At 46.2% G+C, this 17,903-nt stretch carries 14 protein-coding genes; 5 read left to right on the forward strand and 9 right to left on the reverse strand.

Annotated elements, in window-relative coordinates; translation table 11 throughout:
* Window positions 1-12 precede the first annotated feature (12 nt).
* On the reverse strand, window positions 13-792 hold the full coding sequence (map, locus tag INQ51_RS02590; protein WP_233376334.1) for a type I methionyl aminopeptidase: 780 nt from the start codon (window positions 790-792) through the stop codon (window positions 13-15).
* Window positions 793-920: 128 nt separating this feature from the next.
* On the opposite strand from map, the gene INQ51_RS02595 reads away from it, so the two are divergent.
* Complete coding sequence (locus INQ51_RS02595) at window positions 921-1,664, forward strand: acyl-[acyl-carrier-protein] thioesterase (protein ID WP_233376335.1); 744 nt, start codon at window positions 921-923, stop codon at window positions 1,662-1,664.
* A gap of 227 nt (window positions 1,665-1,891) precedes the next feature.
* Entirely contained in the window at window positions 1,892-4,027 is a 2,136-nt protein-coding gene (locus tag INQ51_RS02600; protein WP_233376336.1) for a glycoside hydrolase family 97 protein, read from the forward strand.
* Window positions 4,028-4,098: 71 nt separating this feature from the next.
* On the opposite strand, the gene INQ51_RS02605 is transcribed toward INQ51_RS02600, so the two are convergent.
* The 5 genes from INQ51_RS02605 to miaA all read right to left on the reverse strand — a co-directional run bounded on the left by INQ51_RS02605 (window position 4,099) and on the right by miaA (window position 12,017).
* Complete coding sequence (locus INQ51_RS02605; RefSeq protein ID WP_233376337.1) at window positions 4,099-5,628, reverse strand: RagB/SusD family nutrient uptake outer membrane protein; 1,530 nt, start codon at window positions 5,626-5,628, stop codon at window positions 4,099-4,101.
* Between the two features lie 19 nt (window positions 5,629-5,647).
* A complete protein-coding gene (locus INQ51_RS02610; RefSeq protein ID WP_233376338.1) occupies window positions 5,648-8,812 on the reverse strand; it encodes a TonB-dependent receptor in 3,165 nt (1,054 codons plus the stop codon).
* Between the two features lie 196 nt (window positions 8,813-9,008).
* Window positions 9,009-10,211: a FecR family protein gene (locus tag INQ51_RS02615; RefSeq protein ID WP_233376339.1), complete on the reverse strand. Its 1,203-nt coding sequence runs from the start codon at window positions 10,209-10,211 to the stop codon at window positions 9,009-9,011.
* 121 nt (window positions 10,212-10,332) lie between these two features.
* A complete protein-coding gene (locus tag INQ51_RS02620; RefSeq protein ID WP_233376340.1) occupies window positions 10,333-10,950 on the reverse strand; it encodes an RNA polymerase sigma factor in 618 nt (205 codons plus the stop codon).
* Between the two features lie 152 nt (window positions 10,951-11,102).
* A complete protein-coding gene (miaA, locus tag INQ51_RS02625) occupies window positions 11,103-12,017 on the reverse strand; it encodes a tRNA (adenosine(37)-N6)-dimethylallyltransferase MiaA (RefSeq protein ID WP_233376341.1) in 915 nt (304 codons plus the stop codon).
* Window positions 12,018-12,155: 138 nt separating this feature from the next.
* On the opposite strand from miaA, the gene INQ51_RS02630 reads away from it, so the two are divergent.
* Together INQ51_RS02630 and INQ51_RS02635 are read left to right on the forward strand one after the other, a co-directional pair.
* Window positions 12,156-12,809: a copper homeostasis protein CutC gene (locus tag INQ51_RS02630; RefSeq protein ID WP_233376342.1), complete on the forward strand. Its 654-nt coding sequence runs from the start codon at window positions 12,156-12,158 to the stop codon at window positions 12,807-12,809.
* A gap of 54 nt (window positions 12,810-12,863) precedes the next feature.
* Window positions 12,864-14,342 carry an alpha-L-fucosidase gene (locus INQ51_RS02635; protein WP_233376343.1) on the forward strand — a complete coding sequence of 493 codons (1,479 nt, stop codon included), beginning with the start codon at window positions 12,864-12,866 and terminating at the stop codon, window positions 14,340-14,342.
* 17 nt (window positions 14,343-14,359) lie between these two features.
* On the opposite strand, the gene INQ51_RS02640 is transcribed toward INQ51_RS02635, so the two are convergent.
* From INQ51_RS02640 to INQ51_RS02650, 3 genes are read right to left on the reverse strand one after another with little or no spacing between them, the layout of a single operon-like run.
* Window positions 14,360-14,641, reverse strand: coding sequence for a hypothetical protein (locus INQ51_RS02640; RefSeq protein WP_233376344.1), 282 nt, complete (start codon window positions 14,639-14,641; stop codon window positions 14,360-14,362).
* Window positions 14,642-14,662: 21 nt separating this feature from the next.
* The gene (locus INQ51_RS02645; RefSeq protein WP_233376345.1) at window positions 14,663-15,112 is read right to left on the reverse strand and encodes a hypothetical protein; all 450 of its coding nucleotides are present in this window, start codon (window positions 15,110-15,112) and stop codon (window positions 14,663-14,665) included.
* Window positions 15,113-15,172: 60 nt separating this feature from the next.
* Window positions 15,173-15,508, reverse strand: a complete 336-nt coding sequence (locus INQ51_RS02650; protein ID WP_233376346.1) for a hypothetical protein — start codon at window positions 15,506-15,508, stop codon at window positions 15,173-15,175.
* Between the two features lie 790 nt (window positions 15,509-16,298).
* Between INQ51_RS02650 and INQ51_RS02655 the strand changes: the two genes are divergently transcribed.
* On the forward strand, window positions 16,299-17,882 hold the full coding sequence (locus INQ51_RS02655) for a SulP family inorganic anion transporter (protein WP_233376347.1): 1,584 nt from the start codon (window positions 16,299-16,301) through the stop codon (window positions 17,880-17,882).
* Window positions 17,883-17,903 lie beyond the last annotated feature (21 nt).

Consider the following 17,903-nt stretch of genomic DNA (forward strand, 5'->3'; position numbering starts at 1 on the left):
TTGTAGGACGGCTTAAGTAATCGGATATTCGTTGTGAATATCGGTCAGCACTTCGCAACCGGTAGCGGTAACCAAAACCGTATGTTCAAACTGTGCAGACAGCTTATTATCGATGGTACGCGCTGTCCAGCCGTCATTCTTGTCGATGCTTGCCTTGGGTTTCCCCTGGTTGATCATCGGCTCAATGGTAAAGATCATTCCGGGGCGCATTTCCGGTCCTGAGTTACGACGGGCAGCATGATCTACCTGTGGTTCTTCGTGGAAGTCGATGCCCACACCATGACCGCAAAACTCGTACACCACACTAAATCCCTGGGCTTTGGCATAACGGCTGATCACAAAACCAATGTTTCCAAACCGGTTCCCGGGTTTTACCTGTTCAATCCCCAGGTCAAGACAATGCAAAGTCACATCAATCAGTTCGTCAGCATCTGAACTGATATGTCCTACCGTAAACATTCTTGAAGTATCGCCATAATAACCATCCAAAATGGTGGTGATGTCAATGTTCAGAATATCTCCGGGTTTCAGAATTGTATTTTTGGAAGGAATTCCGTGGCAAATAACATTGTTTAGCGAAATGCAGCTCGATTTGGGATACCCGTTGTATCCTTTGGTCGCGGGAATAGCTCCATGGGAACGAATAAATTCTTCGATCTTGTCGTCAATAAACTCTGTGTTTACACCTTCTTTTACAAATTGCCCGGCATAATCCAGGGCCTGAGCAGCCAGTTTGGCACTTTTTCGGATACCGTCGATCTGCTCCGGTGTTTTAATTACAATCTTTCCCATAAACCTTAAATATGCACGCAAAATTGAACATTTGTTACCGATTTTCAAAACCGAACAATAAATTTGCAAAAAAGTTTACCCGCTCATTAAGCTTGTGTAAACCGAACCGTTTGTATAAATCGAAAACCATGAGTACAATCGTCAATATTCACCGACAGGAACTTTCTACCAAATCGTATTTTGTAAACCGGTTCGCAGAACTGTCTACTTCCTATCTATTCTGGCAAATCCAGGAGATTGCCTGGGAACATGCAGAAATGCTGGGAGTGGGTTTTGAGAATCTTCAGCAGGACAAACAGTTTTGGGTATTGTCGCGCCTGCTGGTAAAAATTGACCGGCGTCCGCGGTGGGGAGAGAAGTTCAGACTGGAAACATGGCCCGCCGGAACCGACGGTTTTTTAGCGCACCGCGATATTCGTTTTATTGACGAAAGCGGAACAACCATTATCAGGGCCACCACAAGCTGGCTGGTACTCGATCTGAAAACCAAACGCATTCTTCGTTTCGACAGCTTTAATAATTTTCCGTTTCACGACGAGCGGGTTTTTGATGGATTTGCCGGCAAAGTACCATCCCCAAAATCGGAAAAAGAGCTTGTATTTACACCCGTACTGCTGAATGAAATTGACGTAAACCAGCATTTCAACAGTGGCCGCTACCTCGAGCGGATCATTGACAGCTATGACTTTGATTTTCATGACAAAAACAGGCTGATAGAGTTTGAGATCAATTTTGCCAAGGAAGGTATTCCTGGTGATTTTCTGTCAGTGAAAAAGCAAATTATTGACGAAAATAACCATCTTTGCAGTGTTGTTCGCGAAAACGACGGCGTCGAACTGATCAGAGCCCGTCTGCATTGGGTTCCCAGGTAACTTACTGAAAGTCTACTTTTAATTCCTTTTACCAAGAGTTTTTTTTCAGAACCTCTTAAAGAGCAAAAAAAAAATGTTGCAACCACAAACGTTTGCAGTATTTACTACTTGCTTATAATTAACTATTTACAAAAACAAGGCCTTAATTTCCGGGGAATAAGTTCAATCAGAATGAAACTTCTTTTCCGGCTGTCGTAACCCCATAAGGCAAATAAATCTGAGGTATCATGAACAAACTAGTCATTATTCTTTTGCTGGCATTTACATCCGTATTCAGCCAGGCACAACAAATCACGTCACCCGACGAAAAAATGCAACTCACATTCGAGCTAAAAGACGGAATTCCCTTTTACCAGTTGAAGCTGAATAATCATTCGATCATTAACCCCAGCCGGCTTGGACTGGAATCAAAAGACAGCGAATCGCTGATGGATGGATTTTCGATCGAAGAATCAACACAATCCACTTTTGACGAAACATGGCAACCGGTTTGGGGCGAAGAAAAAGAAATCAGAAACCATTACAACGAACTGGCTGTAACGCTGAAACAAACTTCCACCAACCGTAAAATGCTGATTCGGTTCCGTGTTTTTGATGACGGCCTTGGGTTTCGTTACGAGTTTCCGGAGCAGCAAAACCTCACCTATTTTGTGGTGAAAGATGAACACACGCAATTTGCCATGACCGGCGACCATACTGCGTTCTGGATTCCGGGAGATTACGACACACAGGAATACGACTACACCACTTCGAAGCTCTCTGAAATACGGGGCTTAATGCAGGGAGCGATTACACCCAATGCCTCTCAAACACCGGCCTCTCCCACTACCGTTCAAACCGCACTGATGATGAAAACCGACGATGGTTACTACATTAACCTGCACGAAGCAGCACTGGTTGAATACTCGTGTATGCACCTCGAACTGGATGATAAAAACCTGGTGTTTGAATCGAAATTAACACCCGATGCCATCGGCAATATGGCTTACTTGCAGGCGCCCTGTCATACGCCCTGGAGAACGGTAATTGCAGGTCAGAAAGCGGCCGATATTCTGATGTCGCACATTACGCTCAATTTGAATGAACCTTGCGCGTACGAAACTACCGACTGGATTAAACCGGTAAAATACATTGGCGTTTGGTGGGAAATGATCACCGGGAAAAGCAGCTGGTCGTATACGAACCTGCCGAGTGTAAAACTGGGCGAAACCGATTATTCCCAAACAAAGCCCAACGGAACGCATGCAGCCAATACGGCTCACGTAAAAGAATACATCGATTTTGCTGCCGAGCATGGCTTCGATGCGGTGTTGGTGGAAGGCTGGAATATTGGCTGGGAAGACTGGTTTGGAAAATCAAAAGACTATGTTTTCGATTTTGTAACACCGTATCCCGATTTTGATGTGCAGAAACTGCATGCATATGCCAAAAGCAAGAACGTAAAACTGATGATGCACCACGAAACGTCGGGCTCGGTGCGGAACTACGAACGCCACATGGACACCGCTTACCAGTTTATGGTCGACAACGGTTACAACTCTGTTAAAAGCGGCTATGTTGGAGATATTATTCCGCGCGGTGAATACCATTACGGCCAATGGATGGTGAACCACTACCTCTATGCAGTAAAAAAGGCGGCTGACTATAAAATCATGGTAAATGCGCACGAGGCGGTTCGTCCTACCGGTTTGTGCCGGACTTACCCCAACCTGATCGGTAACGAATCGGCCCGTGGAACCGAGTACGAAGCTTTTGGCGGCAGTCACCCCGACCATACGACCATTCTGCCGTTTACCCGCTTAATTGGTGGCCCCATGGATTACACTCCAGGCATTTTTGAACCCGATGTAAGCCAATACAATCCGAACAACCACTCGCATGTAAACACTACCATTGCCCGCCAGCTGGCCTTGTATGTTACCATGTACAGTCCGCTGCAAATGGCGGCCGACCTGCCCGAAACCTACAAGCAACACCTGGATGCTTTTCAGTTTATAAAAGATGTTCCGGTTGACTGGGATGAAACACGGGTGCTGGAAGCCGAACCCGGCGATTACATTACTTACGCACGAAAAGGGAAAGGCACCGACAGCTGGTTTGTGGGCCGCACCAACGACGAAGTTGCCCGGACTTCGGAGATCACTTTTGATTTTCTGGATGCCGGAAAAACATACCTGGCAACGGTATATGCCGATGCAAAAGACGCGGACTACAAAACCAATCCCAAGGCTTACGAAATCAAGAAGTATGTAGTAAACAGCCAATCAAAACTAAAACAGTTGTGTGCTCCGGGTGGAGGTTATGCAATCAGTATTGTTCCGGTAGCTGATAAAACAGCTACAAAAGGTTTGAAGAAACTGTAAGCATTCTGCTACAAAAAAAATCCATTGCCGGAGACTCCGGCAATGGATTTTATAGATACAGTTCCGCTCGGTTAGTAGCCGGGGTTCTGATCCAATTCCGGGTTTGCATCCAATGCTGTTTGCGGAATCGGGAATAACAGACATTTTTCGGGAGTAACACCTTTCCATCCGGGTATTTCATCCAGGAAAGTGCCAAAACGAATCATATCCTGACGCGCACTGCTCTCCCAGGCCAGTTCAAAACGTCTTTCCTTGTATATATCGTCAAGCGTTGTGCTGCCTAGCAACTTGCTGGCATTGTCAAAAGCACGCCCCCTGATCAGGTTAACCAGGCGGGTTGCTTCATCGTTTTCTTTTCCCAAACGAACCAATGCTTCCGCTTTCATCAGGTACACATCCGCCAAACGGAAAATAGCCAAATCGTTCTCCATGTCACCATTCAAACCACTTTCGAATTCCCATTTCGAGCAACGTCCACCTTCTTCCTGCTCTACCTGTCCCCAACCATCTTCGTCAAGGTTGTATTTAAGTTCTATATCCACGGTGTGAATCAACTGGCGGCCATGTGCCGTAATCAGAATACTACCGTCGGTATTGTACATCGGGCCAAGCAGGAACGACCAGGCTACCCGCTTGTCTTCCTCGTCGTAGTCTTTTATGTATTGAGGCATGGCACTTACACCGTTCCAGGTACCCACTTTCAGGTTTAACGGAATAGGATCAAGGTAGTGCAAAGTTCTTTTGTGAATATGGTTGCCACCATCGGCAGTACTAAATACAACCGGGAATATAATTTCCTTTGAATTCTGGTTCTGTACCACAAAACTGGCCTTGAAGTTGGGTTCAAAAACATATCCCAGGTCCATTACCTCATCACAGGCATCGGCACATTCCTGCCATTTTGCACCCCCTTCAGGGTACCATACCAATGCATTCAGGTACATTTTGGCGAGCAAAGTATACACAACCCCCTTGGTAATTTTCCCATAACTGGCTGCAGTTACATCTTCGCGCACCACATCTTTGATCGCGTTCAGTTCAGTCAGCACAAACTGGTAAACTTCGCTTCTGGGTTTGGTTACCGGATTGGAAGTATCCTTAAAATCAGTTACAATCGGCACATTTCCGTAATAGTCAAGCAAAAGATAATACCAGTAAGCACGCACACCCCTGATCTCAGCCAGAATAACTTCCTTGTTGCCGATGCTTTCATTTTCTTCGATCATCGAATAAATCTTGTTGCAACTCGAAATACTTTCCATGGCTGCGTTGTACGAACTCTTTACCAGGCTTGTGTTAGGCGTCCAGGTATGAAACCGCAGCTCTTTAAACTGACCACCGTCCCACCAGTCGCCACCTTTGCGGGTAGGAGTAACAGCCATGTCGGCAGAACATTCGCTCAACAGAAAATAGTTCGATGGAAATACATTCTTCAGGGTGCGGTATATCGGGGCAATCAGTGAATTTATCTGCGATTCGGTATTGCCAAATTCATCCACGGGCAGTTTATCAAAAACTTCTTCGTCCAGGTTGGTACATCCCTGATAAAGGAAAGAAAAAGCAATGACGAAGACCAGTGATAATATTTTCTTGTTTTTCATAATTCAAAGTTGTTTAAGTTTAAAAACTAACATTTACACCCAGGGAAATAGTCCTTGATTTTGGATAGTACTCCCGTCCTTCAATACCCGGGTCGAGTCCTGCCATTTCAATTTCAGGATCAAGGCCTGTATAATTGGTGATGGTAAACAGGTTTTGTCCGGTTACATACACCCTTACTTTCCTGATCTCTTCAATTTTCGACACATCGAAAGTGTAACTCAGGCTGATGTTGTCCAACTTCAGGAACGAGCCTTTCTCGATGTAATAGCTACAGTACTTTGGATTGTCGGCCAACCCGATGGTCAAAGCGTCGTGCAAAACATTGGCACCCGGCAACCACTGGGTGGTAGCATACGACATTTTCGAGAAGTTCAGCAGATCGTTGCCGTAAACACCTCTGAAAAAGAAATTCAAATCCCAGTTTTTATAGGAAATCGTATTGGAAATACCATAGGTCAGTTTAGGCTGTGCCGAACCGATGTAAGTACGGTCGTCGTTGGTCAGTCCGGGTTTTCCGTCAATCATATCGTCCATGATGTACATTCCGTCCTCGTCCAAACCTTTGCACAACCAACCATAGAAAGTGCCCACTTCGCGGCCTTCTTCCACAATGTGAGTGGTATTACTGGAACCTCCCCTAATCCAGGCCGAGCCAGTCAGAATGGAGCTGGTAGAAAACTCATCGCTGGAGAGTTTGGTAATTTTGTTTTTGTTGTGCGCCAGGTTTACAGAAGCCGTCCAACGCAGCTTATCTTTCCGAATGATGTCACCGGTAATCAACATCTCGATCCCTTTGTTAGACATCTCCCCTACGTTGGCCAGCATATCGGGATAAAGGAATGGAGGAACCGGAACCTGGTAGGTGTACAACAAATCTTTGGTTCGTTTGTCGTAGTATTCAATGGTACCACTGATCCGGCTGTTCAGGATGTTGTAATCCACCCCGATGTTGAACATCGAAGTTTCTTCCCATTTCAGGTTTTCGTTGGCATTCTGACTGATCTGGTAAGCTCTGTACCATTTACCATTGTCGTAGTACTGACCCGAATTGCCGTAAAGCTGTAACGATTTGTAAGGATCAATACCGTCCTGGTTACCCGACACACCGTAACCGGCTCTGATTTTCAGATCATCCAGGAAGGTCAGTCCTTGCATAAACGACTCTTCGTTGATACGCCAGGCACCCGATACCGATGGGAAGGTAGCCCATTTGTGGTTGGCTCCAAATTTTGAAGAACCGTCGTAACGCATCGAAAGCGTCAGAATATACTTCATTTTGTAGTTGTAGTTAGCCCTTCCGAAGAAAGAAACCAGCTTGTTCATGTTTTTGCCTGACCAAACATCCGAAGGACGCAGATTTTCGCCTGCTCCCAGGTTGTTGTATCCAAAAAAATCGGTTACAAACTGACGGTTTTGGGCTCCCGAGTTCTGGTAATAGTTTTCTTCGTAAGAATAACCACCCAGCAATGCTAATTTATGATCGTTGATTGATTTTTCGTAGTTAACCGTTGTTTCCAGCAATTCTTTGTCACTGGTCCAGTTTTCGCGCTTGGCAAACCCCTGGTCGTTCCGTCCCCGTTCTGTATCAGAATCGTAGTACTGTCCGTAATCGTTGGTGGCTCTTTGCTTGTGCAATTTAATTCCGGCGGTAAAACCTTCAAACAGGTTTAACTGGGCGTCTATGTTTCCGAAATACAGGGAATTTTTATGTAAACTACTGTTGTATTCGATGTTTCTTACCGGGTTTCCCTGGTCGTACTCCTGTGTATCGTACCAGGTTCCGTCGTCCTTTTTTATCGGCACAACCGGAATCATGTTGTAAGCCAATACAAAATTTCGTGTGTCGGTTGGAGAATAATCGCGGCTGGTAATGGCACCGGTAAACGAAACATTCAGTTTGTCGTCCAATGCTTTCTGGTTAAACGAAAAACGTACGTTGTAACGCTTCATCTCATTGTCTTTTACCACCCCTTTCTGATCGAGATAGGAAACCGACGCGCGGTAGTTGCTGTTGCGTCCGCCACCTGAGAACGATACATTATGATTCTGGCTGACACCGGTTCTCATAATGGCATCAAACCAATCGGTGTTGGCGCCCAAATCAAGCCCTTCGGTGTTAATGCTGTTGGCAGCTGCGTAATCGCGCCATTCTTTGGCTGTTAAAACATCCGGCACATTGGTAACCGTACTGGCTGCCAGATAGCCATCGTATTCAATAACAGTTCCGTAGTCTTTTCCTTTTTTGGTAGTGATCAGAATTACACCACTGGCCGAACGCGAACCATAAATAGCCGCGGCAGAAGCATCTTTTAACACACTGATCGATTCAATGTCCTGTGGTGCAACCGATGAAAGGCTCATTCCCGGAACTCCGTCGATTACGATAAAAGGCTGGCTGCTTCCGGTAAGCGAAGAAGTACCTCTCAAACGAATGGTTTGCTCCTTGGTAACGTCACCGCTTCCCAAAGTAATGGACAAACCGGCCACTTTTCCTTTTAGCAGGTCAACCGCATCTTTGGTCAAACCTTTGTTGAACTCATCTTCCGAAACATTGCTGATCGATCCGCTCACCTCTCTTTTTTGCTGAACACCGTAACCGATGGCCACTACTTCGTCGAGTTGCATAATGTCTTCCCTCAGTACGATGTTGAACATGGTTTGCGAGCCAATTTCAACTTCCTGGGTCTGGAAACCAACAAACGACAAGGAAAGCACTCCGCCACTGGCCGGAACATCCATGTTGAATTTTCCGTCGGCATCGCTTACCGTACCTGTCATGGTACCTCTCAACACAATGGTAACACCTGTTAAGGGTTCGCCTTTTGAGTCGTTTACAATACCGGTAACCGTTTTCTTCTCTTGCGGAATACTTAGCATATTGTCTGCCTTTTTCATCACAGCAATCTGACGGTCACTAATTTTATAAGTCAGATCCGTTTCCTGCAATGCTTGTTCCAGCAGGTTGTTAACCGTTACTTCGCTAACACTTACGTCAACTTTCTGATTGACATTCACCAGGTCGTCGGAGTAGACAATAATAAATTCACTGTTTTTCTCAATCTCGTGAAACACCTGTTTCAGGGTAACATTGTTCAGTTTCATCGAGAATTTTGCTGTCTGAGAATAGCTGTTTGCCGCTGAAGCAAACATAACTGAAAGTAATAGGATGATAGTTAGCCTCATGACAAGGAAAGTTTTTTTGACCCACTGCGAGTACACAGCAAAGCCATTCTTACAAATTTTATTCATAAATTTAAGCGTTTAATTAAGCATTGTAATTAATTAATCTCAGGACCGGCGGGTGGTACGAACACTCTCCGGTTCTTTTTTCATACGTTAGCGCGATTAGTTTTACAGAATTGTTACATAGGCATTTATATTAGTTTGGTTGGACAATAAAATAATCTCCGTTTTGTTGTTTACCCCAGTCTATCGGGACAAAAGCCTGAAGCACGTCGAGCACTTCAGCAATATCGCTTTTGAGATCGAGTTTACCGGATATCTTATACGTACCCAGCATCGGATCCTTTATGTGAATTCTTTTGTTGTAATACCTTTCCAGCCTCCGTACCACGCGGTTCATATCCAGCCTGTCGCAGTTAAGCATGCCTTCTTTCCACGAAACATACGAAGCCACATCTACCTTGTTTACATAATTTACTCCACTTGAACGGTCAAGCAAAAACATCTCGTTGGGGTGAAGTGTGTTGGTTTTCTTTCCTTTCAACAAGCCATGCTCGCTGATCTTTACATCTACCTTCCCGCTTACCAGCACTGTGTGGAAGATATTATCATCGGGGTAGGCCGACACATCAAAAGTGGTCCCCAAAACAACGACATCTGCCGGCTCGGTGCGCACTACAAAAGGCTTGTGCGCGTCTTTCACCACTTCAAAAAATGCCTCGCCAATCAGCAGTACTTCACGCTGCTTTTTATCAAAAACCGAAGGATACATCAGCTGACTGCCCGCGTTTAACCATACTTTGGTTCCGTCGCTCAGCGTCAGGTTCGAACTTTTACCATACGGAATAATTACGTGGTTGGTACTGTTTACTTTGCCGGAAACCTGCTGCTGAATGGTGTCATTATCGATGATCACCTGTTCTCCGCTGGCGTCGTATTTAATGTTGGATTCTTTTGATTCAAGCGGCACCGACTTGCCGTCGGCCAGAATAATCCGGGCATCGGAAAAGTCGCCGGGTGTGGTATCGGCCATGCTAAACTCGTTGCAATCCTTGTCCTTGCTGTAGAAATAATAGCTCAGGCCTCCGCTGGCAAATACGAAAATAAAAATGGCTGCATATTTCAGCAGGCTTATGAACCGGTTCTTCCGCGGTGCAGCAGTACGATGCTTTACACTGTCCCACATTTCAAATATTTCCGCAATCGAAAGCTTTTCGTTTTTAAAACGGAAATAGTTAAAAATTTCGATTGCCTCGTCAATTTCCTCCTTCTTATCGGGATTCTCCATAATAAAGTTTTCCCAGAAAACTTCGGCCTCCTGATTGGTCTTCAACAACCACTGAAGAAACGATTCTTCGTTCAAAAAGTCGGTGGAGCTATATGTCTTGAATTGGTTCATTCTGAAAGTTTCTCAATTCTATAAGACATGAACTTCCAAAGTGTAGATACTTTTTTCGAAAAAAATTCAAAAAAAATTACTCACCCAACTTATCTTCCTGATTTAATGAGAGAAAACAGGATCATTTTTCCCTGTCGAGTGAAGAAAATAACACAAAAAGAAAATTGGAAACACGCTTTTTATCGCTTTTGATGATGCTGCGGACTTTATTCACTGCCCGACTGATAAGCGAACGCGAAGACTGCTCTTCGAGCTCGAGCACTTCTGCGATTTCCTTGTGGCTCAACCCAAAATAGAAACGGAGGTACAGCGCTTCTTTCTGACGGCTGGTCAACGACTCCACCGCCGAACGTACAATCAGCAGTTTTTTGGAATAATGATCATTCTCGAACTCCTCGCGGTTCAGGTCCTCCAAACCGGTTTCAAAACGATAATCACCCGTTTTCATGATTTCTTCGAGCTTACTCGAACGTAAGGACTCCCTGAAAATCATCCGCTTCAGCGAAGCAAACAGGTACCCTTTCACATTATCCGTGGCCGAAAGTTTGCCCCGCGATTGAATAAGGGTTACAAACAGCTCCTGTATACAGTCTTTTACCAACGACCGGTCGACCGTAAATTTACAGCCGTACGCAAACAAATCGGTTACATTGTTCAGGTAAATGGAGGAAAGGGCCGTCTGACTTCCTTCCAGAAAATCCATCCACAAAAACTTGTCTTTCTCTTGATTGGGATACATTACCGGGCCGTTTAAGTTTAGTAAGTATAGCTCCCTAAAATTAGGATTATTATTATGAATACAAAAGAAATCTAACGGGCACTTTGTCTGTCTCAACGTCGCGTATCAAAATAACACCGAAATCAAACATCCCTTGATCACCGATGCTTTAATTACTCCAAAAGCTTTAGTATTTCTTCCACTTTCTCGTTCATGGGCAAGTGTCCGTTTACCCAGTGAATTTTGGTGCCGCGTTTTTCCATACCCCGAAACCAGGTCATCTGCCGCTTGGCAAACTGATGAATCGCAATTTCCAGTTGCCGGAACATTTCATCGTAACTCAGTTCGCCAATCAGGTGTAGTGTCAGGAATTTATATTCCAGGCCGTAATAAATCAATTGATCGGGAGTAAGGCCCGAGTCGAGCAGTTTTTGCACCTCATCGAGCATGCCTTCTTCCAGGCGTTGCTTTAAACGCAGCGTTATTCGCTGGCGGCGCATTTCGCGGTCAAAATCAATCCCAATGTTCAGGCTGCGGATCTCCGGCATTTCCGAAGCTTCCTGCGCATGTTCGGCATAGTATTTTTCAATTTCGATGGCACGAACAGCCCGGCGGTCGGTTTCCACATCCGTGTCGTTGTGCAGGCGGGGCTTCATACTTTTTAAAATTTCGGTCAGCTGCTCCAGCGTTTTCCCTTCCAGCTCCTTGCGTAGTTCGCGGTTGGGCGGCACTTCAATCAAGCGGTAGTTTTTCAAAACAGCCTCCAGGTACAAACCGCTGCCCCCGCATAAAACGGGAAATTTTCCCCGCGATTGAATCTCATTGTAAACCCGGATAAAATCGGTTTGAAAACGATATACATTGTAATGTGCACCTGCTGCCTCAATATCCACCAAATGCGACGGCACTTCCACACCGTCCACAAAATAATCGGCATAATCTTTCCCGGTGCCCAGGTCCATTCCGCGGTACACCTGGCGTGAATCCGCCGAAATGATTTCGCCCTTCAAACGAGCCGTAACATGTGCCGCCAGCCCGGTTTTCCCCGTAGCAGTAGGCCCCAATATGGTAAGCAGATTGTATTTCAATTTGAATCGATTTTGAAAACAAAGAAACAAATATTTAAGGGTTCTGCCCGAATATTCAGACTTTAAAACCCCGCAGACTTTTTAAAATTTTTCGATTATTCTTAAAAGTTTCAAAGACGAAGCCTCAATTCTTTATCTTTGAAAGATAGAATCAATACCGGTTTATTTATGATAAAGGAAGCTTGCGTAGAATCGCTGGAAGAAGCAAAATTGGCAGCCGAAAGAGGCGCCAACCGCATTGAGTTATGCGCCGACCTGGCCCAGGACGGACTCACCCCCTCACTCGAATTAATGAAGCAGGCCTGTTCGGAGCTGTCCATCCCGGTTATGACCATGGCACGCCCGCGCGGCGGTAATTTTGTTCATACCCCGGAAGAGGTGGAACAAATGAAAGCGGCCATCGACCAGGCCAAGGAAGCCGGTGCACACGGAGTAGTTTTTGGCTTGCTGACCCCGGACAATAAAATCGATGAAAAAAACACCCGGCTTTTGGCTGAATATGCACAGCCGCTTCCGGTAACTTTTCACAAAGCTATCGACGAAATGGACGACCCAGTGGAAGGCGTACGTGTTTTGAAAACCATTCCGGGAATCAAACGTATCCTCACTTCAGGTGGCAAAGCTACCGCACTGGAAGGACAGGAAACCATCCGTAAAATGATACAGGAAGCCGAAGGACAAATCATCATTTTAGTGGCCGGAAAAGTGCTGGACTCTAACGTGGAAGAAATCAGCAGGCTCACCGGCGCCAGCGAACTGCACGGAAGAAAAATTGTCGGGGAGCTCATTTAGCCCTTGCCATATTCTGTTTTAATTGACAATCAAAATTCTAAACATTATAGTATCATGAAAAAATTAACCTTTATTGTTCCGCTTCTGTTTGCCTTTTTTGCACAGGCTCAGCTGGAACACGAAATAACCGATTATGTGTGGCCTACCGACGAAAAAGTTTTACAAAAACTGGAAGACTGGCAGGACCTGAAATTCGGTTTGCTGATGCACTGGGGAACATACAGCCAGTGGGGAATTGTTGAATCGTGGTCGATTTGCCCCGAAGATGAAGGCTGGTGTGCCCGCAAAAAAGGAAGTAATCCGGACGATTATTTCACCTACAAGGAAGAATACGAAAACCTGAAACTTTCTTTTAACCCGGTAAACTTCGAGCCCGGAAAATGGGCAAAGGCAGCCAGCAATGCGGGGATGAAATACGTGGTTTTCACCACCAAGCACCACGACGGCTTTTGCATGTTCGATTCGAAATATACCGACTACAAAATCACGGACAAAGACTGCCCGTTTAGTGTAAATCCAAAAGCCAATGTTGCCAAAGAGGTTTTTGATGCTTTCCGCACCGAAGGTATGTGGGCAGGCGCTTATTTCTCGAAACCCGACTGGAACAACCCCAACTACTGGGACCCGAAGTTTCCGCCACTCGACCGGAACGTCAATTACGACCCGGACCTTCATCCTGAAAAATGGGAAAAGTTTGTTGACTTCACCCACAACCAGATTATGGAATTGCTGACCGACTACGGAAAGATTGACATTTTGTGGCTCGATGGCGGCTGGGTTTGCAAACAATCGGACGAAGCGCTGAAAGCCTATTACGAAGGACGCCACGCCAAAGCACCCAGTGGTTTTATCAAAAACCGGGTGATCAACCAGGATATCCGCATGGACGAACTGGCAGCCAAGGCCCGCGAAAAACAACCCGGCCTTATTGTGGTTGACCGCGCGGTAAAAGGCCCCAACCAAAACTACCTGACACCCGAAAACAGGGTTCCGGATACACAACTTCCTTACCCGTGGGAGTCGTGTATTATTGCAGGTGGTGGCTGGTCGTGGGTGCCAAATCCGCAATACATGACACCCAAACAAGCCATTCATATGCTGATCGACATTGTGGCCAAAGGTGGCAACCTTCTTTACAACATTGGCCCGGCACCCGATGGTTCGTGGCCCGAAGATGCCTACAAACTCCTCGATGCCATGGGGAAATGGATTGATGTAAACGGCGAAGCGATTTACTCAACACGTGCCATTGCGCCTTTCAAAACCGACAATATTTGCCTGACCCAGCAAAAAGACAGCAAAGCGGTGTACGCACTTTACCTGGAGCAGGAAGACGGTGCAGGATTGCCGGCTTCGTTTACCGTTAAAGGAATAAAAGCTGCCAAAGGTGCCAAACTTAGCATGCTCGGCGCCGCCGGAACGTTGAAATGGGAAAATACGGCCGAAGGAGTAAAAGTGTATGTTCCGCAAAAAATAAGAACCAAGCTGCCTTGCGACCTTGCCTGGGCGGTAAAAATATCGGCGGTGGAATAAAACACCGATCCGGCAAGTTATAAAACAGGCCATTTCTTTTGCGGGGAATGGCCTGTTTGGTTTATGGATAAATAACGATCTGACCCACTAATGTGCAAAATTTGCACATTGCTTTTTTCTTCCAGTTCGCCTTCATTAAAAATGTTATTGATATGTTTCGTTATTACCGACCGCTTTTTCGGAAACAGCTGGCCCATTTGTGCCTGCGAAAGCCAAACCGTTTCTTCTTCTAGCCGGACATCAATTTTGGTTTGTCCGTCTTCAGTCTGATAAAGAAGTATTTCTGAATTAGTATCCATTTTTATGCTGAAGACTTCCAATTACCTTCCGGCGTTATTTGCTTTTAGCAGTTTGGCGCCAAAAACAAGCAGACACACGGTTTTTATAAGTTCCAGGGCGACATAGACAAAATGCAGTTTCGAGTCCGGAACCTCCTGCCCTTCCATCATCATTACGGCACGTTCGTCAAGGGCCGGAAGAAGCCAGACGGTTTGAAGTACCAGCACCCCAAGTGCGACCAAAAACAGGACACCACCTTTCCGGTGCAGCGGTATTTTTTGCCACAAAAAATTTACGATCACAACGACCGCCAGCACCATTTCTATTTTGTTGAGCACCTGAAACACCAGACGCCCAATGCCGAGGCCCAGCGCAACCGTTATCCCGGGCGCCCTGAACTTAAGCCAGGCTTCCATAAAACTAATGGCCCCCACAAAACCGATCCAGATAAATACGGCCGCAATGGCCCAGGCGTAATTTTTGTCTTTCATACTTTATTCATTTTCATTCAGTCAGAATCAAACGGCTGCACTTTCGGTACGATAAATCACTCAGCCTTCAATCCGGCTATAAAAAGCCGCCGGGTTGGCAGGCAACGGCAACTCGGCTTCGGGCGACACAAAACGTTCGTCCGGTAAACACGCTGCCACGTACCTGCGCAATTCTTCCGCTGTAAACTGTGTTTTAAAGTCGTTTCGCAACCCGCTGTCGCCGGCAAAACATACATTGGCGTCCTCGGTTTCGGCGCTAAAAACCATTTGCAAACGCTGCTCCATCAAACGCAAAAAACTTTTTTGCCAGGGCAAATGCACCAATTCAGGCAAACTAAATTCCCGCCTGCCCTCAGCACATACAAACACATCGCTTAACCGCACTTTATCCTGCATAACTTTTGTTTACCCGGGTGAATTCCATCCATCAGAATTGTTTCACGAAAAAACAACACGATTGGAAATACAGTAGCATAACACCCCGCTGATGTTTTTAGTTCTTACCAGGCAACAGCCACTTTCGCCAGGGCAAACAGTAAGCTAAAAAGGAATTACAGCCTGCGCCCCGCCAGTGCCGGATACCCGGTTTTTCCCGAAACCCCAAAAAAACAGCTAACTCACTGATTTAAAGAAGCCGCCGCAGTTGAGAGTAATGAAATCCTGACCTTTTGCAAACGTTTCTCTGTTCAGAAATATAACATCCGGAGCCTTTGCAAACGTTTCTCTGCCGAGAGTAGTATCCCTCGGAGCTTTTGCAAACACGTCGCAAATCAGAAATGCATCATCCTGACCTTTTGCAAACACCTCGCAAATCAGAAATGCATCATCCTGAGGTCAGGATAACGTTTCTCTGTTCAGAAATATAATATTCGGAGCCTTTGCAAACCTGCCGCCAATCAGAGTAGTAAGATCCGGCAGGCTTCCTTACTAAACAACGGGCAGAAAAAAACAACAGCTTTCGGCTACCTTCCAACGGCTTGAAAACAAAGAGTCAGGCACTTTACCTCTACATTAACAATCCCCTAAAAAACATGCTCAACAACATATTTTTAGGATTAAGCCCTATTTTCGCGCGCTGATTCAAAAAACATCACATTTCAAATATTCAGCGAACGGACAGCCGCACAAGCAGTAAACAAGCTGCTGCGGGCCAACACGAGCAACCGTTCCACCAAAATGATTACCTATGAAGTTTCAATTTCAGTTTATCGATAAAAAACAAGGAAGTGTTAAAGACGACCTGCTTTCGGGACTAACCGTTTCGCTGGCGCTGGTGCCCGAGGCGGTGGCTTTTGCTTTTGTGGCGGGAGTTTCACCCATTGTTGGTTTGTACGGTGCCTTTATGATGGGACTGGTTACCTCGCTCATTGGCGGCCGCCCGGGAATGATCTCGGGTGCAACCGGGGCCATGGCGGTGGTAATGGTGAGCCTGGTGCAAAAAGGAAATGCCATGGGCGAAATGCAGGGCCTGCAATACCTGTTCGCCGCCCTCATCCTCACCGGGATCATCCAAAACCTCTTTGGCATTTTTAAACTCGGAAAGTTTATTCGACTGGTACCGCATTCGGTCATGATGGGCTTTGTGAACGGCCTCGCCATTGTGATCTTTCTTTCGCAGTTGAACATGTTCAAAGCAGGCGGCGAGTGGCTCAGCGGCGCGCCCCTGTTCACCATGCTTGGCCTCGTGGCGCTCACCATGGCCATTATGATTGTGCTGCCCAAAATCAGCAAAGCTATACCGGCTGCACTGGCGGGTATACTGGTGGTTTCGGCCCTTGTTATTTTTGGAAACATCGAAACCGAAACCGTAAAATCCTTTATCCAGTCGGGCGGCGGCGAAGGCATCAAAGCCGGGCTGCCCACCTTTAATGTCCCGCTGATCCCCTTTAGCCTCGAAACCCTGAAACTGATTTTGCCTTACTCGCTGATCCTGGCAGGTGTGGGTTTGATTGAATCGCTGATGACGCTGAACCTGGTGGACGAACTCACCGAAACACGCGGCAGCGGCAACCGCGAGTGCGTGGCACAAGGAACCGCCAACATCATCAACGGATTTTTTGGAGGAATGGGCGGTTGTGCCATGATCGGGCAAAGCATCATCAACATAAAATCAGGCGGCCGCGGTCGTCTCTCCGGAATTGTTGCGGCCATTATGCTGCTGATGTTCATTCTTTTCGCGTCGGGGTATATTGAAATGATACCGATTGCTGCCCTGGTGGGTGTAATGTTTATGGTGGTGATCGGCACTTTTGCATGGAGCACCTTCAAGATCATCAACAAAATTCCGGTGTCTGACTTAATTGTGATTGTACTGGTGACCGGGTTAACCGTTCTTTTCGACCTGGCCGTGGCGGTTTTGTCGGGCGTAATTGTTTCGGCGCTCGTTTTCTCGTGGGAAAATGCCAAGCGCATCCGGGCACGCAAAAGCGTCGATGAACACGGAATCAAACACTACGAGATTTTTGGCCCCTTGTTTTTTGGATCGACGACCCTTTTTCAAACCAAGTTCGATGTTCAAAACGATCCGGATGAAGTGATTGTCGATTTCAAGGAATCGCGCATCATGGACCAGTCGGCCATTGAAGCCATCAACAAACTCGCCGAGCGCTACCAGAAAGTGGGGAAAAACATCCACCTGCGCCACCTGAGCAAGGACTGCATCAAGCTGGTAAAAAAAGCCGAAAAAATCTGCGATGTAAATGTACTGGAAGACCCCAACTATTTTGTGGCCATCGACCATTACAATCGCCTGTCGAAGCAGAAAGCATAAGAATTGTGTTGGACGGAGTTT

This window comes from Maribellus sp. CM-23 (assembly GCF_021354595.1).
GTDB lineage: Bacteria > Bacteroidota > Bacteroidia > Bacteroidales > Prolixibacteraceae > Draconibacterium.

Coding starts and splice junctions, on each gene's coding strand:
- INQ51_RS02650 (WP_233376346.1), bottom strand. CDS start 15,508: ATGCAGGATAAAGTGCGGTTAAGCGATGTGTTTGTATGTGCTGAGGGC.
- INQ51_RS02620 (WP_233376340.1), bottom strand. CDS start 10,950: ATGTATCCCAATCAAGAGAAAGACAAGTTTTTGTGGATGGATTTTCTG.
- INQ51_RS02655 (WP_233376347.1), top strand. CDS start 16,299: ATGAAGTTTCAATTTCAGTTTATCGATAAAAAACAAGGAAGTGTTAAA.
- INQ51_RS02640 (WP_233376344.1), bottom strand. CDS start 14,641: ATGGATACTAATTCAGAAATACTTCTTTATCAGACTGAAGACGGACAA.
- INQ51_RS02635 (WP_233376343.1), top strand. CDS start 12,864: ATGAAAAAATTAACCTTTATTGTTCCGCTTCTGTTTGCCTTTTTTGCA.
- map (WP_233376334.1), bottom strand. CDS start 792: ATGGGAAAGATTGTAATTAAAACACCGGAGCAGATCGACGGTATCCGA.
- INQ51_RS02595 (WP_233376335.1), top strand. CDS start 921: ATGAGTACAATCGTCAATATTCACCGACAGGAACTTTCTACCAAATCG.
- INQ51_RS02605 (WP_233376337.1), bottom strand. CDS start 5,628: ATGAAAAACAAGAAAATATTATCACTGGTCTTCGTCATTGCTTTTTCT.
- INQ51_RS02600 (WP_233376336.1), top strand. CDS start 1,892: ATGAACAAACTAGTCATTATTCTTTTGCTGGCATTTACATCCGTATTC.
- INQ51_RS02645 (WP_233376345.1), bottom strand. CDS start 15,112: ATGAAAGACAAAAATTACGCCTGGGCCATTGCGGCCGTATTTATCTGG.
- INQ51_RS02615 (WP_233376339.1), bottom strand. CDS start 10,211: ATGAACCAATTCAAGACATATAGCTCCACCGACTTTTTGAACGAAGAA.
- INQ51_RS02610 (WP_233376338.1), bottom strand. CDS start 8,812: ATGAGGCTAACTATCATCCTATTACTTTCAGTTATGTTTGCTTCAGCG.